The sequence below is a fragment of the Kitasatospora sp. NPDC093806 genome (assembly GCF_040683335.1).
Classification (GTDB): Bacteria; Actinomycetota; Actinomycetes; order Streptomycetales; family Streptomycetaceae; genus Kitasatospora.
This window is the reverse complement of record NZ_JBFBDO010000030.1, coordinates 34,865-52,179: the sequence shown is the minus strand read 5'-3', so window position 1 is coordinate 52,179 and position 17,315 is coordinate 34,865. Positions and strand designations below refer to the sequence as shown.

Genomic DNA, 17,315 nt, shown 5'->3' with positions numbered 1-17,315 from the left:
CCGTTTCTCACCCCGTATGAGCGTCAGATCTTCACATCATGGCGAACTTCCTATGACACGCCTGAGACGAAAGGAGCGGCAGGGCTACGGCCCCAGCGGCTCCGCCCGCCCGACGATCGTCCCGGCCCGGTCGATGCAGATGACGTCCACCGCGACCGGCGAACCGGTCAGCACCCCGAGCGCGGTCGCCCGGGCCGCCTCGGCGACCAGGTCGCCCAGCGGCACACCGGCCGCCCGGCAGAGCTGGATCGCCTCCAGCGCGGTGTTGGCGGACGCCACCGCCGCCGTCAGTTCCCCGTCCGCGCCGCCCGCCTCGGCCAGCCCGGCCAGGTACCCCTTGTCCACCTGGGAGCGCGCCGAGTGCAGGTCGAGGTGGCCGGCGGCGAGCTTGGACAGCTTGGCGAAGCCGCCGGCGATGGTCAGCCGCGGCACCGGGTGACGCTTGAGGTACTTGAGCACGGCGCCCGCGAAGTCGCCCATGTCGAGCAGCGCGTCCTCGGGCAGTCCGTGCACGGCGACCGCCACCTTCTCGGAGGTCGAGCCCGTGCAGCCGGCCACGTGCGTGCGCCCGGCGGCCCGCGCCACGTCCACCCCGCGCCGGATCGAGTCGATCCACGCGGAGCAGGAGTAGGGGACGACGATCCCGGTGGTGCCGAGGATGGAGAGCCCGCCGAGGATGCCCAGCCGCGGGTTCCAGGTGGACCGGGCGATCTCCTCGCCGTGGTCGACGGAGATCTCCACCACCACGTCCCCGGCGCCGCCGAACTCCGCCGCCACCTCGGCGACCGCGTCCCGGATCATCTGCCGGGGCACCGGGTTGACGGCCGGCTCGCCGACCGGCAGCGGCAGCCCGGCCTTGGTGACCGTCCCGACGCCCGGCCCGGCCCGGAACACCACACCGCTGCCCGGCTCCCCCGCCCACACCGTGGAGCGGATCAGCGCGCCGTGCGTCACGTCGGGGTCGTCGCCGGCGTCCTTGACCACGCCCGCCATCGCCCGCCGCCCGGCGCCCGCCCCCTCGGCGGTGAGCGTCCCCGCATCGGCGGGCGCCGTCTCATCGGTGAGCGCCTCCGCCGCCAGTGCGAAGGCCGGCCGCTGCCCCTTCGGCAGCGTGATCTCCACCGGGTCCGGGAAGTCGCCCGACAGCAGCGCCGTGTACGCGGCCTTGGTCGCCGCCGTCGCACACGCCCCGGTCGTCCAGCCGTGCCGCAGCCCGCTGCTCTTCAGCTGCCCGGCCCGCCCACCGACCTCACCCATCACCGCACCGTTCCCTCGCACCGGATCCCGCAGCCGGGCCCTTCACCGCCGTCCGGCACCCCATGGTCCCCGGCCGGCCGGGCCCGACACCCCATCGTCCCCTGCCGGGCGGGTCCGGACCCACTCGGGGGCCCGGCCCGCCCGGCCGGTGGGAGACGGGGGCGTCAGGCCTCCGGGTACCGGCGGGGGGTCCAGGTCACGTCCGGGTGCGGGGCACGGGAGACGTGCTGGGTCTGGGAGGAGCCGATCAGCAGGATGGTCCGCATGTCGACCTCGGTGGGGTCGAGGTCGGCGAGGCGGACGGTGCGGACCCGCTCGGTGGGGCCGCCGACGTCGCGCGCCATCACGACCGGGGTCTCCGGGGCCCGGCACTCCAGCAGCAGGTCCTTGGCGCGGCCGACCTGGGTGGTGCGGGACTGCGAGCCGGGGTTGTAGAGGGCGAGCACCAGGTCGGCCTCGGCCGCGGCGCGCAGGCGCTTGGCGACGACCTCCCAGGGCTTGAGGCGGTCGGAGAGCGAGACCACCGCGTAGTCGTGGCCGAGCGGGGCGCCGGCCCGGGAGGCGGCCGCGTGCGCGGCGGTCATCCCGGGGACGATCCGCACCGGGACCTCCCGGTAGGACTCCTCGCAGGCGACCTCCAGGACGGCGGTGGCCATCGCGAAGACGCCCGGGTCACCGGAGGAGACCACCGCGACCCGGTGGCCGCGGCGGGCCAGGTCGAGGGCGAACTCGGCGCGCTCGGACTCCACCTTGTTGTCGGAGCCGTGCCGCACCTGGCCCGGCCGGACCGGCACCCGGTCCAGGTAGGTGGTGTAGCCGACCAGGTCGGTGGCGTTGGCGAGGGCGCCGCGCGCCTCGGGGGTGAGCCAGAGCGGACCGGCCGGGCCGGTGCCGATCACGGTCACGCTGCCCGGACCGCTCAGGTCGGGGGCGGCGGGCTCCAGCGGGGCGACCTTGCTGGGCAGCACGGCCACCGAGAAGTACGGGACGGTCTCGGCCTCGACCGAGGCCAGCGGCGCCGTCCGCTCGCCCTCCATGAACGCCCGCTCGACGTACTGGGCGTCGGCCAGCCGGCCCGCCCGCTCCAGGGCGCGGCGGACGGTCGGGAAGGTCCGGCCGAGCTTCATGACGACGGCGGAGTCGGCGGCGGCCAGGCGCGCGGTCAGCTCCTCCTCGGGCAGCGTGCCGGGGATGACGGTGAGCGTCTCCTCGGCCTCGGTCAGCGGCTGTCCGAGCCGGGCGGCGGCGGCGCTCACCGAGGTGACGCCGGGGACCACCTCGGTCGGGTAGCGGTGCGCCAGGCGCTTGTGCATGTGCTGGTAGGAGCCGTAGAAGAACGGGTCCCCCTCGGCGAGCACCACGACGTCGCGGCCGGCCTCCAGGTGGGCGGCCAGCCGCTCGGCGGCCTCCTCGTAGAAGTCGTCCAGCGCGCCCCGGTAGCCGCCGGGGTGGTCGGTGGTCTCGACGGTGATCGGGTAGACCAGCTTCTCCTCGACCTGACCACCCGTCAGATAGCGTTCGGCGATGGACCGGGCGATCGACCGGCCGTGCCGCGCGCTGTGGTAGGCCACCACGTCGGCCTTGCCGATGAGTTCGGCGGCCCGGACGGTCACCAGGGACGGGTCGCCGGGGCCGAGGCCGACCCCGTAGAGCCGGCCGGTGGCGCCGTCGCCGGTGCCGCCGTCGGTGCCGCCGGTGCCGCTGGTCTCGTTCTGACGGTCCGTCACTCTTCTTCGCTCGCAATCGCGTTGATCGCGGCGGCGGCCATCGCGCTGCCACCGCGCCGGCCGCGGACGACCAGGTGCTCCAGGCCGGCCGGGTGGGCGGCCAGGGCCTCCTTGGACTCGGCCGCGCCGATGAAGCCGACCGGCACGCCGATCACCGCGGCCGGGCGCGGGGCGCCGGCCTCGATCAGCTCCAGCAGCCGGAACAGCGAGGTCGGGGCGTTGCCGACGGCGACCACCGCGCCCTCCAGACGGGGCAGCCACAGCTCCATCGCGGCGGCGCTGCGGGTGTTGCCCATCGCCCGGGCCAGCTCGGGCACCGACGGATCGGTGAGCGTGCAGATCACCTCGTTGTCGGCGGGCAGCCGCTTGCGGGTGACGCCGCTGGCGACCATGTTGACGTCGCACAGGATCGGCGCGCCGGCCTGCAGGGCGGCACGGGCGGAGGCGACCACACCGGGCGAGTACACCAGGTCCTCGACCAGGTCGACCATGCCGCAGGCGTGGATCATCCGCACCGCGACCTGGGCGACGTCCGCGGGCAGCGGGGCCAGTTCGGCCTCGGCCCGGATGGTGGCAAAGGACTGGCGGTAGATGGACGCGCCGTCCTTCTCGTACTCGATCACTTGGTGGTCCTCCTGGCCTCGGCGACCGCCTCGGCCGTCTCCTCGTTCGTCACTTCCACTGCGGCCGGGTCCGCTGCCGCCCCGGTCGATTCCGGGGTGCGCGGCGTCACCCGGTAGCCCTGCCCGGTGGCGAGCACGTCCACCCACCGGCCGGTGGGATGGCCGCAGCGCCGTTCACAGCCGGACCAGTGCACGGGGATGGCCCCCGCACCGGCCACGTCGAGCGCCCCGGCCGCGTCAAGCGCTTCGGCGGCGTCGAGCGCGCGGGTCGCGTCCGCCCGGACGTCGGCCAGGGACTTCGCGCAGCCCGGCAGCCCGGTGCAGGCGGTGGCCCGTTCCCAGGCCGCGCCGGGCGCCGTCCGGAAACCGGCAGCCGCCAGGTCGGCGAGCCGCTCGGCGGCCGCGCCGGGCAGCACCGCGCCGCGCCAGGGGGTGAGCCGCAGCTCGCCCTCGGCCGCGTCGACCAGCGCGCGCCACTGCGCGGCGGAGGCCGAGCCGAAGCGCGGGGCGACCGACAGGCCGCCGGACAGCGCGCCCAGCACCGGCGGCGCGCCGGTGAACGCGGGCAGCGCCACCGAGCCCACCGGCAGCAGGTCGGGCACCTCCCGCAGGTGCCACGCCTCCCGGCCGGTCGCGCGCAGCACCGCCAGGAAGTCCCGGGCCACCGCCAGCGCCGCGTCCACGGCCCGCGCGGCGGACACCGGTTCCCCGGTGGCCGACCGGGCCAGCCGGACCAGCGCGGAGCCGTCCGGACCTGCGATCAATGTCACATCGGCGTTCAGCGCGGCGACGTCGCCGCTGCCGTCGTCCAGGACGAACAGGAACTTGCCGGACAGACCGGCCGCCCACGGGCTCGCGCAGAGCTTCGCGTCCAGCTCGCGCGCCCAGGCGTGCACGTCGGCGCGGCCGTCCGCGCGGTCGGTGGTGAGGCCGGGCGAGGCGACGATGTTGCGCACCCGCTCGTGGGTGTCGGAGGGCAGCAGCCCGGCGGCCCGCAGCCGCGCGGCGAGTTCGGCGCCGCAGTCCGAAGCGAGGCCGCGCAGTTGGACGTTGCCGCGCGAGGTGATCTCCAGGTTGCCGTCGCCCAGCGCCAGCGCGGCGTCGGCGAGCGCCAGCGCCTGCTCCTCCGTCAGCAGTCCGCCGGGCAGCCGGACCCGCGCGAGGCCGCCGTCGGCGGCGGTGTGCAGACGAAGGGCCCCCGGGCAGACGTCCGCTCGGCCCCGGTCGGGCGCGGCGGCGCCCGGTGCGGTGGCGTCGGGTGTCGGTGGCATGGCGGCGAGCATACCGATGATCCGATCGGTTGCCGCCGTACTCCCGGTCACACTCCCTGCCACACTGCCGGTCCCGCTCCCCCTCACCCCACGGCCGCGCTCCCGCTCACACCACGGCCGCACTCCCGGTCGCACGCACCGCGTGCTTCGGCCACAGTCCCGGCGGCACTCCCCCAGCTCAGCCCCACCCCGTACGATGCTGCCGGGCGGTCCTCGCGGGCCGCCCACACGCCAGCGACGGCGCAGGGGAGGAAGCCGGTGCGAGCCCGGTGCGGTCCCGCCACTGTGACCGTGGTTCACCGGAGCGCCGTCCAGCGCGACGCCGGGGAGCCGCGGGAGCCAGGAACTCCTGCCGTCCTCCACCGGCCCGGGGCGCGGACCCCGAGGAAGGCTTGAAAAGCCATGCGCTGTCGCATGCCTGTGCCCGTACCCGCCATGACTCGTCTCAAGGCCGGGAGGGCCTTCGCATGATTCTGCTGCTGTCCACGTCCGACACCGACCTGCTCAGCGCCCGCGCCTCCGAGGGCCCGGTGCGCTACCGGCTCGGCAACCCGGCCCGGCTCGCGCCCGAGGACCTGCCCGCCCTGGTCGAGGGCACCGACCTGGTCGTGGTCCGCCTGCTCGGCGGCCGCCGCGCCTGGCAGGAGGGCCTGGACGCGCTGCTCGCCGGCCCCCGCCCGGTGGTCGTGCTGACCGGCGAACAGGCCCCCGACGCCCAGCTGATGGAGCTGTCCACCGTCCCGGCCGGCATCGCCGCCGAGGCCCACGCCTACCTCGCGCACGGCGGCGCCGCCAACCTCGCCGAGCTGGGCTCCTTCCTCTCCGACACCGTGCTGCTCACCGGCCACGGCTTCGCCCCGCCCGCCTCCGCCCCGGCCTGGGGCCCGCTGGAGCGCACCGCCCGCACCGACAGCGGCCCGACCGTCGCCGTGCTCTACTACCGCGCCCACCACATGAGCGGCAACACCGCCTTCGTGGAGACCCTCTGCCGGGCGATCGAGGACCAGGGCGCCCGGGCCCGCGCCTACTACTGCGCCTCGCTGCGCGGTGCCGAGCCCGAGCTGCTGGCCGCCCTCGGCGAGGCCGACGCGCTGGTCACCACCGTGCTCGCGGCCGGCGGCACCCGCCCGGCCGACGCCCAGGCCGGCGGCGACGAGGAGGCCTGGGACGCGGGCGCGCTGGCCGCCCTGGACCGCCCGATCCTGCAGGCGCTCTGCCTGACCTGGTCGCGCGCCCAGTGGGAGGCCAGCGACGACGGCCTGTCCCCGCTGGACACCGCCACCCAGATCGCCGTGCCCGAGTTCGACGGCCGGCTGATCACCGTCCCGTTCTCCTTCAAGGAGCTGGACGAGGACGGCCTCACCGTCTACGCCGCCGACGAGGAGCGCGCCACCCGGGTCGCCGGGGTCGCCGTCGCGCACGCCCGGCTGCGGCACATCCCGGCCGCCGAGCGCCGGCTCGCGCTGGTGCTGTCCGCGTACCCGACCAAGCACGCCCGGGTCGGCAACGCCGTCGGCCTGGACACCCCGGCCAGCGCGATGCGGCTGCTGGCCGCCCTGCGCGCGGAGGGCATGGACCTCGGGACCGACCTGCCGGGTCTGGACGTCGACACCGAGGACGGCCACGAGGGCGACGCCCTGATCCACGCCCTGATCGCGGCCGGCGGCTACGACCAGGACTGGCTCACCGAGGAGCAGCTGGCCCGCAACCCCGTCCGCATCCCGGCCACCGACTACCGCCGCTGGTACGCCACCCTGCCCGAGGCGCTGCGCGCCCAGGTCGAGGAGCACTGGGGCCCGGCCCCCGGCGAGCTGTACGTCGACCGCTCGCAGAACCCGGACGGCGACATCGTGCTCGCCGCGATCCGGTCCGGCAACCTGCTGGTGCTCATCCAGCCGCCGCGCGGCTTCGGCGAGAACCCGGTCGCGATCTACCACGACCCGGACCTGCCGCCGTCCCACCACTACCTGGCCGCCTACCGCTGGATCGCCGCCGCCGAGGCCGACAACGGCTTCGGCGCCCACGCGGTGATCCACCTCGGCAAGCACGGCAACCTGGAGTGGCTGCCCGGCAAGACCGCCGCGCTGTCCGCCGAGTGCGGCCCGGACGCCGTCCTCGGCGACCTGCCGCTGATCTACCCGTTCCTGGTCAACGACCCGGGCGAGGGCACCCAGGCCAAGCGCCGCGCCCACGCCACCCTGGTCGACCACCTGGTGCCGCCGATGGCCCGCGCCGACTCCTACGGCGACATCGCGCGCCTGGAGCAGCTGCTCGACGAGCACTCCAACATCGCCGCGATGGACCCGGCCAAGCTGCCCGCGATCCGCGCCCAGATCTGGACGCTGATCCAGGCCGCCAAGCTCGACCACGACCTCGGCCTGGACGAGCGCCCCGAGGACGACGGCTTCGACGACTTCCTGCTGCACGTCGACGGCTGGCTCTGCGAGATCAAGGACGCCCAGATCCGCGACGGCCTGCACGTCCTCGGCCAGGCGCCGGCCGGCACCGACCGGGTCAACATCGTGCTCGCCATCCTGCGCGCCCGGCAGATCTGGGGCGGCGTCAGCGCGCTGCCCGGCCTGCGCGAGGCGCTCGGCCTGGACGAGGCCGCGCTGAGCCTGGGCGCCACCGACGCCGCCGAGGCCAAGGCGCGCGAGCTGGTCGAGGCGATGGAGGCGGCCGACTGGGCGCCCGAGGCGGTCGAGAAGGTCGCCGCCGGGCACCCGGACGCGGTCCGCGAGGTGCTGGACTTCGCCGCCCTCCAGGTGGTGCCGCGGCTGGCCGCGACCACCGGCGAGCTGGACGCCGTGCTGCACGCGCTGCGCGGCGGCTTCGTCCCGGCCGGCCCGTCCGGCTCGCCGCTGCGCGGGCTGGTCAACGTGCTGCCGACCGGCCGCAACTTCTACTCCGTCGACCCGAAGGCGGTGCCCAGCAAGCTCGCCTGGGAGACCGGGCAGGCGCTCGCCGCCTCGCTGGTCGAGCGCTACCGGGCCGACAACGACGGCGCCTACCCGCCGTCGGTGGGCCTGTCGCTCTGGGGCACCAGCGCGATGCGCACCGCCGGCGACGACATCGCCGAGGCCTTCGCGCTGCTCGGCGTCCGGCCGGTCTGGGACGACGCCTCGCGCCGGGTCACCGGCCTGGAGGCGATCGGCCTGGAGGAGCTGGGCCGCCCGCGGATCGACGTCACGCTGCGCATCTCCGGCTTCTTCCGGGACGCCTTCCCGCACGTGGTCGCGCTGCTCGACGACGCCGTCCGGCTGGCCGCCGCCCAGGAGGAGGCCGACGAGCAGAACTTCGTCCGGGCCCACGTCCAGGCCGACCTCGCGGTGCACGGCGACGAGCGCAAGGCCACCGTCCGCGTCTTCGGCTCCCGCCCGGGCACCTACGGCGCGGGCCTGCTCCAGCTGATCGACAGCCGCGACTGGCGCACCGACGCCGACCTCGCCGAGGTGTACACGGTGTGGGGCGGCTACGCGTACGGGCGTGGGCTGGACGGGCGGCCGGCCCGCGAGGAGATGGAGACCGCGTACAAGCGGATCACCGTCGCCGCGAAGAACACCGACACCCGCGAGCACGACATCGCCGACTCGGACGACTACTTCCAGTACCACGGCGGCATGGTGGCCACCGTGCGGGCGCTCACCGGCAAGGCGCCGACCGCCTACATCGGCGACTCGACCCGCCCGGAGACGGTCCGCACCCGCACCCTGACCGAGGAGGCGGCCCGGGTCTTCCGCGCCCGGGTGGTCAACCCGCGCTGGATCGAGGCCATGCGCCGGCACGGCTACAAGGGCGCCTTCGAGATGGCCGCCACCGTCGACTACCTGTTCGGGTACGACGCCACGACCGGTGTGGTCGCCGACTGGATGTACGAGAAGCTCACCCAGGAGTACGTGCTCGACCCGGTCAACCGGGAGTTCCTGGCGGGCGCCAACCCGTGGGCGCTGCACGGGATCAGCGAGCGGCTGCTGGAGGCGGCGAGCCGCGGACTGTGGGAGCAGCCGGACCCGGAGCTGATCGAGCAGCTGCAGGCCGCGTTCCTGGAGACCGAGGGCGACCTGGAGGGCGAGGAGGGCTGAACCTCCTGCCGACCGGTACTCCATCGGAGTGATCACGGGGCTGGTGAGCGGGCCGCGCCGAGCGGACAATACGGGGCATGTCGCGCCCTTCCCCGCTCACCGACCCCGTCGGTCCTCCGGTCGTCGCCGGGCGGCCCGGCCGGGGTGCCGCCCCGGCCGCCGTGACCGCCCTGGCCGCCCGGTACCGGCCCCGGCTGGCGGCGCTGGCCGCCGGGGCGGTGCCGGTGCTCGCCTTCCCCGCCCCCGGGGTGGCGGCGCTCGCCTGGGTCGCGCTCGTCCCCGGCCTGCTGCTGATGCGGCGGGCGCCGACGGCGCGCGAGGCGGCGGTGCGGGGGTGGTGGTTCGGCGCCGGGTTCATCCTCACCGGCATGTACTGGCTGCTGCCGTCGATCGGCCCCGGACTGCCACTGCTCGCGGTGGTGTTCGGGTCGCTCCAGGCCGGGGTGGGGCTCGCGGTGTGGCGGCTGCTGCACCCGCGGCTGACCGTCCGCCGGGCGCTGCTCGCGCCGGTGGTCGTCGCGGCGGTCTGGCTGACCACCGAGTACGCGCGCTCCTGGCACGCCCTCGGCGGGCCGTGGGCGCTGCTCGGCGCCACCCAGTGGCGGCACCCGACCGTCCTCGCGCTGGCCTCGGCCGGCGGGATCTGGCTGGTCAGCGCCGCCGTGGTGGCGGTCAACACCGGGGTGCTGGTGCTGCTCACCGCCGTCGAGTGGCGGCCCCGGGTGGCGGCCGCGCTGCTCACCGTCGGGGTGCTGGCGGCCGGGCCGCTGCTGTTCGCGCTGCGGCCGGCGCCCGGGCCGGCCGGGGAGGTGACGGTGGCGCTGGTGCAGCCGGGGATCGTCGCGGAGCCGGCGGCCCGGTTCGAGGCGAGTGCCCGGGTCACCGCCGCGCTCGCCGGCCAGCGGCCGGGCGAGCGGCAGGGCGAGCCTCAGGGAGAGCTGCCGGGAGGGCGGCCGGTGGACCTGGTCGTCTGGGGCGAGTCCAGCACCACCGCCGACCTCGACCGCGACCCGGCGGTGCTCGGCCGGCTGCGTGAACTGGCCGCCGCGACCGGCGCCGAGGTGCTGGCCGGCGAGGACGCGCGCAAGGCGGACGGGCGGATCTCCAAGGACGCGGTGCTGATCGCCCCGGACGGCGTGGTCGACCGGTACCGCAAGATCCGGCTGGTGCCGTTCGGCGAGTACATCCCGCTGCGGCCGGTGCTCGGCTGGGTCGCCGGGGTCAGCCGGGCGGCGGGCGAGAACCGGGCGCCCGGCGCGGACCAGCACCTGCTGCCGGCCGTCGACCGGTCCGGGCGGGCGCTGCCGGTCGGGGCGCTGATCTGCTTCGAGTCGGCGTTCCCGGACATGTCGCGGACGGCGGCGCGGGCGGGCGCCCGGATGCTCGTCTACCAGTCCTCGACCTCGACCTTCCAGCGCACCTGGGCGCCCGAACAGCACGTCTCGCTGGCCGCGATCCGGGCCGCCGAGACCGGGCGGCCGGCCGTCCAGGGCTCGCTGACCGGGGTGTCGGCCGCGTTCGACGCGCAGGGGCGGGAGCTGGCGCGGCTCGGTACGGACGGCGCCGGCGCGCTGGTCGTCCGGCTGCCGCTGACCGCGTCGACCGGGCTGACCTGGTACGACCGGGTCGGGGACGTGGTGCCGCTGGCGGCGGTGGCGGTGACGGCGGGGGTCGTGGTGGTCGGCGGTCTGCGCGGCCGCCGCCGGGGTCAGCCCTCGGCGCCGGCCAGGTAGATGCCGAACGCCGCGCCCACCGGGTCGCGCAGTACGGCGATCCGCGGGCCGTCCGGGACGTCGGTGGGCGCCATCAGCGTCTGCGCGCCGAGGTTGCCGGCCCGGAAGGCCGTCACGTCCACGTCGGCCACCGAGAAGTACGGCAGCCAGTGCGGCGGCACCTGCGGCGGGAAGTTCTCGCCCATGGTCAGCATGCCGCCGAAGTCGCCGTCGGCCAGGCCCCACTGGGTGTACTGCTCGGACGCGGCGACCGTCCACCCGAACACCGCCGGGTAGAAGGCGCGGGCGCCGTCCGGGTCGCGGGTGAGCAGTTCCACCCAGCCGAGCGCGCCGGGCACGTTCAGCACCTCGGCACCGACCAGCCGGCTCGCCTGCCAGAGGCCGAGCACCGCGCCGGACGGGTCGGCGGCGATCGCGAACCGGCCGTAGTCCAGCGCGTCGGTCGGCTCGACGATCAGGCTGCCGCCCGCCCCGGTGAGCCGGGCGGCGGACGCGTCCACGTCGGTGACCAGGAAGGAGACGGTCCAGGCGGTGGGCTGCTCGTCGCCGTAGAGCGGGGTGACGGAGGCGGCCACCTTGCCGTCCAGCCGCATGAAGGCGTAGCCGGCGGCCTCGGGGTGCTCGTCGGGCTCCGGCTGCCAGCCGAACAGCTCGCCGTAGAACCGCTGGGCCGCCTCGGGGTCGGCGCTGCCGTGCTCGACCCAGCACGGGCCGTTGGTGGTGACCTGCTGCTGCTTCATCGCTTTCCTGCCTTCGGTCGGGTTTCAGCCGACTTCGAGGACCAGCTTGCCGCGGGCGTGCCCCGACTCGACCAGGGCGATCGCCTCGGCGGCGTGGGTCAGCGGGTAGCGGGCGGTGATGTGCGGGTCCAGTTCGCCGGCGGCCACGAGTCCGGCCAGGGCGGCGAGGGTCTCGGGGGTGGTGGACCGGGTGACGAAGCGGCCGCCGAGCTCCGCCGCGGTGGTCGGGTCGGCGGTGGAGACCAGCCGGGAACGGTCGGCCAGGGTGACGGCGGCGGCGCGGGCGTCGTCACCGCCGACCAGGTCGAGGATGCCGTCGACGCCGTCCGGCGCGGCGGCCCGGATCCGGTCGGCGACCCCGTCGCCGTAGCGGATCTGCACCGCGCCGAGGGCCTCCACATGGGCGCGCTTGGCGTCGCTCGCGGTGCCGATGACGCGGATGCCGCGGCTGCGGGCGATCTGCGCGGCCGCGCTGCCGACGCCGCCGGAGATGCCGAGGATCAGCAGGGTGCCGCCGGTACCCACGCCGACGTCGCGGACGGCGTCGTCGGCGGTCGCCGCCGCCACGGGGAGGGTGGCGGCCTCGTCGAAGCCGAGCTTCCCGGGTTTCACGGCGCTCAGCTCGGCGTTCAGCAGCGTCTGCTCGGCGAAGGCGCCGGCCGGCGCGATGCCGAACACCTCGTCGCCCGGGGTGAAGCCGGTGACGCCGGGGCCGACCCGGTCGACCACGCCGGCCGCTTCCGAGCCCATGACGGCGGGCAGCTCGCGCTTGCGGCCGAACCAGCCCTGGCGGGACTTCCAGTCGGCCGGGTTCACCCCGGCGGCCCGGACGGTGATCGCCAGCTGGCCCGGCCCGGGCTCCAGCACCGGGCGGTCCAGGAACTCCTGCTGCTCCGGCCCGCCGTGGTCGACGAACCCGAATGCCTTGACCATCCCGGATCCACTCCTCGCTGCCCCGCTCGACGTCCCCCGCCCCAGCATGCGGGCGAGGGGCGCGAGGGGGCGGCCGCTGGTGGGCCGAACGGGCGGGGCGGGGCCGGGCCGGGCGGCTGACAGATGACAGCTGACAGATTTCAAAATCTGTCAGCTGTCATCTGTTATCTGTTACCTGTCAGCCGTCACCGCCCCGACGCGCGCACCACCGGGATCCAGAGCTGCGCCTCGGCCTGCCCGCCCTCCGGGAGGAAGCGGGTCCGCAGGATCTCCGGGCCGAGCCGGAACTCGTACGGGTTGGACGGGAACCACTGGGTGAAGACGTCCCGCCACATCTCCTGCAACGCCTGCGGGAACGGCCCGGTGTTCGCGAACACCGCCCAGGTGCCGGCCGGGATCTCGCGCACGTCCAGGTCCGCCGGCACCTCGCCGTCCGCCCCGACGGCCACCGCGTGGTAGTAGTCGAGCGGGACGCCCTCCTCCCGGCTGTCCGAGAAGAACTCGGTGACCGCGACGATCCCGTCCGGCTCCTGCCCCGGCTCCGACAGGGCCGCGATCCGGTCGATCGCCTCCCGCCCGAGCCCCTTGATGAACGAGGCGATCGCCGGATTGACCCCCTCGTGCACCAGCGGGACGCGGGCCCGCCTGCCGACGATCCGGAACGCCGGCTTCTCCACGACGCGGTACTCCATACTGCTGCTCCCTTCGACGACGAGCCGGAAGGACATCCGGGGCTGGGAGACGAGCACCGAGCCGTCGCGCCGGGCCTCCCCCGGCCCGACCCCGTGCATCGCCCGGAACGCCCGGGCGAACGCCTCCCCCGAGCCGTAGCCGTACCGGACCGCCACATCGAGCAACGTCCGCTCGCCGGCCAGCACTTCGGCCCCGGCGAGGGTGAGCCGCCGGCGCCGGAGGTACTCCGACAGCGGCATCCCGGCCAGCGCCGAGAAGAGCCGCCGGAAGTGGTACTCCGAGGTCGTCGCGATCCGCGCGAGCTCGGCCACGTCGACCGTCCCGTCGAGGTGCTCCTCGATGTGCTCCATGGCCTGGTTCAGCCGGTCCAGCATCCTTGCCCCGTCCTTCCCTTGACACTCCTCACCGTAGGCAGCGGCCGGCCGCCCGGACCCGACATCCCGTGCCCGCTCCGGTCGGGTGGCCGCCCACCGTCGCCGTCCGGTCAGGAACCGTCGGCGCGCACCGCGTAGACGTACCGGCCGCCCGCGTACTCGCTCAGGTTCCAGATCACCGACTCGGCGAACTTCCACTCCGTGGTCGCCGAGCTGTGGAAGCTGAGGTCCTCGCAGCCGACGGCCAGCCGGGTCACCGTGGCGGGCGTGTCGGCCCCCGAACCCACCGCGCGCAGCGTGCCGTTGGCGGAGCCGTTGCTGGCCGAGAGGTAGTGCCTGGACTGCTGCGACACCACGCCCTGGATCTTGCCCTGCTTCACGGTGACCGCCTCGGCCGCGGTGGTCGAGCCGAGCTTGCGGTTGGTGTGGTCGAGGTTCCAGCGGACCACCTTGGGCGTGGTGATCTTGGTCCCGTTGCCGTTCCAGCCGGTGCCCGCGTAGTCCACCACCGGGTCGGCGAGGTCCACCGCGTACTCGCTGACGGTGAGGCTGTCGGGGGTACTGGCGCGGTCCAGGCCGAGGCAGGAGAACCGCAGCAGCGTCCCGGTGTTGTCGTACGCGGCGCTCTGCGGCAGCACGTAACGGTAGTCGTAGGCGTAGTACTTGCCGTCGGCGTCCAGCCCGCAGACGTCGGACTTGCCGCTCGCCACCTCGAAGACGGTGTCGAGGTCGAACACCCGCAGGCCCTTGGTGGTGTCCACCATGTAGAGCAGGTTCCCGTACCAGAGGATGCCGCCCGCGTGCCGCTGCACGGGCGCGTACGAGTACGCGCCGCCCGCCGTCTTCACCGGCTCGACCAGCAGCACGTGCCGGTACTTGGGCGCGAGCCGGTCGGTGTAGTCGACGAAGGACACCCGGACACCCTTGTTGACCGGGAAGTCGTCGGTGCCGTCGCCGTCCGGGTCGGTGTCGAAGTACCAGGAGACCAGGACCACCCGCTTTCCGCCCCACACGCCGGAGCCGAGCGCGTCCGCGCTGGTGGTGACGCCCTGCGGCATCCACTCGGCGACGCCCTGGTCACCGGGGTTCCAGCCGAAGCCCTCCTGGAAGGCGCCGACCCCGCCCGGGGCCGAGGTCAGGTGCACGGCGTCCCGGTTGGCGTTGGCCAGCACATCGGCCACCGTGACCTTCGGCAGCTTGCCGGCCAGCCCGGTGGCGAGCTCGGCGTAGCCGCCGTGGCCGTTGCCGAGGCGCTCGGCCAGCGTGAACCGGCCGGGCGTCAGCGTCGCCGCCTCGGCCGCCCCGGGGGTGACGACGGCGCCGCCGAAGGCCGCGAGCGGCGTGGCGGCCAGGCCCTTGATGATCGTCCTGCGTGACATGGTCATGAGACCAGAACGTAGGCGCAGCACTGCCGATCTGACAAGCCGACATCTCCCTGACCAGCCGGAACACCGCAGGCCAGGGAGGTGTCGGGACCGCCTCCACGGATCAGATCAGGCCCTGCGCCAGCATCGCGTCCGCCACCGGCTCGAAGCCGGCGATGTTGGCGCCGAGCACGTAGTCGCCGGGGCGCCCGTACTTCTCCGCCGTGGCGTGGCTGGCGTCGTGGATGTGCCGCATGATCTCGGTCAGTCGCTCCTCGGCCCGCTCGAAGGACCAGGCGTCGCGCGCGGCGTTCTGCTGCATCTCCAGGGCGCTGGTCGCGACCCCGCCGGCGTTGGCCGCCTTGCCCGGCCCGAAGGCCACCCCGGCCTCCTGGAACACCCGGACCGCCTCCGGCGTGGTCGGCATGTTGGCGCCCTCGGCGACCGCCCGGACCCCGTTGCGGACCAGGGCCAGCGCGTCCGCCTCGACCAGCTCGTTCTGGGTCGCGCACGGCAGCGCCACGTCGACCGGCACCGCCCAGACGCCCGTCCCCTCGGCGTACCGGACGTGGCTGCCGCGCAGCTCGGCGTACTCGGAGAGGCGGCCGCGCCGGACCTCCTTGACCTCCTTCAGCAGCGCGAGGTCGATGCCCTTCTCGTCGACCACGAAGCCGGAGGAGTCGGAGGCCGTGACCACCGTGGCGCCGAGCTGCTGCGCCTTCTCGATCGCGTACACGGCGACGTTCCCGGAGCCGGAGACCGCGACCCGCAGCCCGTCCAGGCTCTCGCCGCGCGCCCGCAGCATCTCGTCGGTGAACAGCACGCAGCCGTAGCCGGTCGCCTCCGTCCGCACCTGCGAGCCGCCCCAGCCGATGCCCTTCCCGGTGAGCACCCCGGACTCGTAGCGGTTGGTGATCCGCTTGTACTGCCCGAACAGGTAGCCGATCTCCCGGCCGCCGACCCCGATGTCCCCGGCCGGCACGTCGGTCTGCTCGCCCAGGTGCCGGTGCAGCTCGGTCATGAAGGACTGGCAGAACCGCATGATCTCGGCGTCCGACCGCCCCTTGGGGTCGAAGTCCGAGCCGCCCTTGCCGCCACCGATGCCGAGCCCGGTGAGCGCGTTCTTGAAGATCTGCTCGAAGCCGAGGAACTTGACGATCCCGAGGTTCACCGAGGGGTGGAACCGCAGCCCGCCCTTGTACGGCCCGAGCGCGCTGTTGAACTCCACCCGGAAGCCCCGGTTGACGTGGATCCGCCCGGCGTCGTCGGTCCACGGCACCCGGAAGATCACCTGCCGCTCGGGCTCGACGATCCGCTCGACGATCCGCGCCTCGACCAGCTCCGGCCGCCGTACCAGCACCGGCCCGAGCGTCTCCACCACCTCCCGCACGGCCTGGTGGAACTCCGGCTCGCCGGGATTGCGGCGCAGCACCTCGGCGTAGAGCGACTCGATGGCAGGGTTTCCGCTGGAATGGGACGTGGTGGCGAACGGTGTGGCCGGCATCGCTTCGGAACCTTCCGTTGTCAGGGAGACCGGGGTCGGGGAGACCGGGTCGGCAACCGGCGGCAAGTCTTGCAGCGCCGACCGGACCTGTCCGCCCGTTTTCGGAAACTGAACGGTTCTGTTTCCAACCATCCCCGTATTGCAAGGGGAACGGTGTTGTTCAAATTGGAACTACCTAGTACCGTCGACAGCCGAGCACCAGTAAGACCCGTCCGTCACGGAGGCCCCGCCCATGTCGCAGCTCCCCCTGCCGCCGCAGCAGAACGTTTCCCCGCAGGAAGGTGGGGGCGCCTCCGTGCGGGCCCGGGTGCGGATTCCGCTGACCTTCCCGGACGGGTACCGGGCCGAGGCTGAGGTGTTCACCTTCCACGGGCTGGCGGACGGGGCCGAGCACCTCGCGCTGGCGCTGGGCGAGGTGCCGGAGGGCGGCACGCCGCTGGTGCGGCTTCACTCGGAGTGCCTGACCGGGGACGTGTTCGGCTCGGACCGGTGCGACTGCGGGCCGCAGCTGCGCGAGGCGGTGGAGCGGATCGGCGCGGCCGGCGGCTACCTGCTCTACCTGCGCCAGGAGGGCCGCGGCATCGGCCTGTACAACAAGCTCGACGCCTACGCCCTGCAGGACTCCGGGCTGGACACCTATGACGCGAACACCGCGCTGGGCCTGCCGGAGGACGGGCGCGACTACACGGCCGCCGCCCAGATGCTCGACGCGCTGGGCGTCGGCGGGATCGACCTGCTGAGCAACAACCCGGACAAGGCCGCGCAGCTGGCCGCCCTCGGCGTCCCGGTCGAGCGCCGGGTGCCGACGGGGGTGCACCTGTCGGAGAGCAACGTCCGGTACCTGCGGGCGAAGGTGGAGCGGACGGGGCACTCGATCGAGCTGTCGAGGCTGGTGGGCTGAGCGGCCGGGGCGAGCACACCCGGGCGCGGGTGGACGGCTGACGGATTTCAATGTCTGTCAGCTGTCAGCTGTTATCTGTTCTCTGTTATCTGTCAGCTGAAATCTGTCAGTTG

Annotated in this window: 12 protein-coding genes and 1 riboswitch; of the genes, 3 read left to right on the top strand and 9 right to left on the bottom strand. The window is 74.5% G+C overall.

Going from position 1 to position 17,315, the window contains the following annotated elements:
- Window positions 1-84 precede the first annotated feature (84 nt).
- The 4 genes from AB0N76_RS17335 to AB0N76_RS17320 form a co-directional block, all read right to left on the bottom strand.
- A complete protein-coding gene (locus tag AB0N76_RS17335; RefSeq protein ID WP_363557919.1) occupies window positions 85-1,257 on the bottom strand; it encodes a cobalt-precorrin-5B (C(1))-methyltransferase in 1,173 nt (390 codons plus the stop codon).
- Window positions 1,258-1,421: 164 nt separating this feature from the next.
- On the bottom strand, window positions 1,422-2,984 hold the full coding sequence (locus tag AB0N76_RS17330; protein WP_363557917.1) for a precorrin-2 C(20)-methyltransferase: 1,563 nt from the start codon (window positions 2,982-2,984) through the stop codon (window positions 1,422-1,424).
- Window positions 2,981-3,607, bottom strand: a complete 627-nt coding sequence (locus AB0N76_RS17325; RefSeq protein WP_363557915.1) for a precorrin-8X methylmutase — start codon at window positions 3,605-3,607, stop codon at window positions 2,981-2,983. Before AB0N76_RS17325 ends, AB0N76_RS17330 begins: the two co-directional genes overlap by 4 nt.
- Entirely contained in the window at window positions 3,604-4,878 is a 1,275-nt protein-coding gene (locus tag AB0N76_RS17320; RefSeq protein WP_363557913.1) for a cobalamin biosynthesis protein CobG, read from the bottom strand. Before AB0N76_RS17320 ends, AB0N76_RS17325 begins: the two co-directional genes overlap by 4 nt.
- A gap of 248 nt (window positions 4,879-5,126) precedes the next feature.
- Window positions 5,127-5,227: riboswitch (cobalamin riboswitch) on the top strand.
- Window positions 5,228-5,345: 118 nt separating this feature from the next.
- Between AB0N76_RS17320 and cobN the strand changes: the two genes are divergently transcribed.
- Together cobN and lnt are read left to right on the top strand one after the other, a co-directional pair.
- Window positions 5,346-8,960 (top strand): cobaltochelatase subunit CobN, encoded by a 3,615-nt coding sequence (cobN, locus tag AB0N76_RS17315; RefSeq protein ID WP_363557911.1) that lies wholly within the window; start codon window positions 5,346-5,348, stop codon window positions 8,958-8,960.
- Window positions 8,961-9,037: 77 nt separating this feature from the next.
- Window positions 9,038-10,693 carry an apolipoprotein N-acyltransferase gene (gene lnt / locus AB0N76_RS17310; protein WP_363557909.1) on the top strand — a complete coding sequence of 552 codons (1,656 nt, stop codon included), beginning with the start codon at window positions 9,038-9,040 and terminating at the stop codon, window positions 10,691-10,693.
- Here the strand turns inward: lnt and AB0N76_RS17305 are convergent.
- The 5 genes from AB0N76_RS17305 to gdhA all read right to left on the bottom strand — a co-directional run bounded on the left by AB0N76_RS17305 (window position 10,669) and on the right by gdhA (window position 16,301).
- Window positions 10,669-11,433, bottom strand: a complete 765-nt coding sequence (locus AB0N76_RS17305) for a VOC family protein (RefSeq protein ID WP_363557907.1) — start codon at window positions 11,431-11,433, stop codon at window positions 10,669-10,671. The genes lnt and AB0N76_RS17305 overlap by 25 nt on opposite strands.
- Before the next feature lie 24 nt (window positions 11,434-11,457).
- Window positions 11,458-12,366: an NADP-dependent oxidoreductase gene (locus AB0N76_RS17300; RefSeq protein ID WP_363557905.1), complete on the bottom strand. Its 909-nt coding sequence runs from the start codon at window positions 12,364-12,366 to the stop codon at window positions 11,458-11,460.
- A gap of 185 nt (window positions 12,367-12,551) precedes the next feature.
- The gene (locus tag AB0N76_RS17295) at window positions 12,552-13,433 is read right to left on the bottom strand and encodes an AraC family transcriptional regulator (protein WP_363557903.1); all 882 of its coding nucleotides are present in this window, start codon (window positions 13,431-13,433) and stop codon (window positions 12,552-12,554) included.
- Between the two features lie 110 nt (window positions 13,434-13,543).
- Window positions 13,544-14,818 (bottom strand): hypothetical protein, encoded by a 1,275-nt coding sequence (locus AB0N76_RS17290; RefSeq protein WP_363557901.1) that lies wholly within the window; start codon window positions 14,816-14,818, stop codon window positions 13,544-13,546.
- A 103-nt stretch (window positions 14,819-14,921) separates the two neighbouring features.
- Window positions 14,922-16,301, bottom strand: coding sequence for an NADP-specific glutamate dehydrogenase (gene gdhA / locus AB0N76_RS17285; protein WP_363557899.1), 1,380 nt, complete (start codon window positions 16,299-16,301; stop codon window positions 14,922-14,924).
- Between the two features lie 232 nt (window positions 16,302-16,533).
- Between gdhA and ribA the strand changes: the two genes are divergently transcribed.
- Window positions 16,534-17,202: a GTP cyclohydrolase II gene (gene ribA, locus AB0N76_RS17280; RefSeq protein ID WP_363557897.1), complete on the top strand. Its 669-nt coding sequence runs from the start codon at window positions 16,534-16,536 to the stop codon at window positions 17,200-17,202.
- Window positions 17,203-17,315: the final 113 nt, after the last annotated feature.

Excerpts from the sequence above, each read along its gene's own strand:
- AB0N76_RS17335 (WP_363557919.1), bottom strand. The coding sequence starts at position 1,257 with ATGGGTGAGGTCGGTGGGCGGGCCGGGCAGCTGAAGAGCAGCGGGCTG.
- AB0N76_RS17320 (WP_363557913.1), bottom strand. The coding sequence starts at position 4,878 with ATGCCACCGACACCCGACGCCACCGCACCGGGCGCCGCCGCGCCCGAC.
- cobN (WP_363557911.1), top strand. The coding sequence starts at position 5,346 with ATGATTCTGCTGCTGTCCACGTCCGACACCGACCTGCTCAGCGCCCGC.
- lnt (WP_363557909.1), top strand. The coding sequence starts at position 9,038 with ATGTCGCGCCCTTCCCCGCTCACCGACCCCGTCGGTCCTCCGGTCGTC.
- AB0N76_RS17305 (WP_363557907.1), bottom strand. The coding sequence starts at position 11,433 with ATGAAGCAGCAGCAGGTCACCACCAACGGCCCGTGCTGGGTCGAGCAC.
- AB0N76_RS17300 (WP_363557905.1), bottom strand. The coding sequence starts at position 12,366 with ATGGTCAAGGCATTCGGGTTCGTCGACCACGGCGGGCCGGAGCAGCAG.
- AB0N76_RS17295 (WP_363557903.1), bottom strand. The coding sequence starts at position 13,433 with ATGCTGGACCGGCTGAACCAGGCCATGGAGCACATCGAGGAGCACCTC.
- AB0N76_RS17290 (WP_363557901.1), bottom strand. The coding sequence starts at position 14,818 with ATGACCATGTCACGCAGGACGATCATCAAGGGCCTGGCCGCCACGCCG.
- gdhA (WP_363557899.1), bottom strand. The coding sequence starts at position 16,301 with ATGCCGGCCACACCGTTCGCCACCACGTCCCATTCCAGCGGAAACCCT.
- ribA (WP_363557897.1), top strand. The coding sequence starts at position 16,534 with ATGTCGCAGCTCCCCCTGCCGCCGCAGCAGAACGTTTCCCCGCAGGAA.